Consider the following 642-nt stretch of genomic DNA (forward strand, 5'->3'; position numbering starts at 1 on the left):
ATAGGAGATCGGCCACAGCTTGGAGATGTTGTTGCCGAACAGTTCGGAATCGACCGAGGCCTGGCGTGCCGCTATCCAGTTGTTGTTGCCGCGCACGGTGTTGATCTCACCGTTGTGGGCGACCATGCGGTAGGGATGCGCCAGCTTCCACGATGGGAAGGTGTTGGTCGAAAAGCGCTGGTGTACCAGGATCAGCGCCGTCTCGAAGCGCGGATCGGACAGGTCCTTGTAGTAGGCGCCGACCTGGTAGGCCAGGAACATGCCCTTGTAGACGATGGTGCGCGCCGACTGCGACACGCAGTAGGAGCCGATGTCCTTGTTGTTGTGCTCGGCATAGATGCGGCCCGAAATCACCTTGCGCAGGAGATAGAGGCGCGCTTCGTATTCCTCGTCATTGTCGATGTCGGGCGTACGGCCGATGAACACCTGGCGATGGAATGGCTCGGCGGCTGCAATATCGGGCGCCTTGGACAAGGAGGAATTGTCGACCGGAACGTCGCGGAAACCGATGAGCGGCAGGCCTTCCGACTGCGCCGACTCGGTGATGATGGCGTCGACATGGGCGCGCAGTTCCGGATCTCGTGGCATGAACCAGTGGCCAACGCCATACTGGCCGGCCGGCGGCAGCTCGATGTCCTGCTT

1 pseudogene is annotated in these 642 nt (G+C 61.2%); it reads right to left on the bottom strand.

The features are described from left to right. Window positions 1-633, bottom strand: a pseudogene (locus tag DNK89_RS23555) (glutamate synthase subunit alpha); the annotation flags it as partial. Window positions 634-642: the final 9 nt, after the last annotated feature.

The sequence above is a fragment of the Acidovorax sp. ST3 genome, assembly GCF_003231145.1.
Taxonomy (GTDB): Bacteria; Pseudomonadota; Gammaproteobacteria; order Burkholderiales; family Burkholderiaceae_C; genus Acidovorax.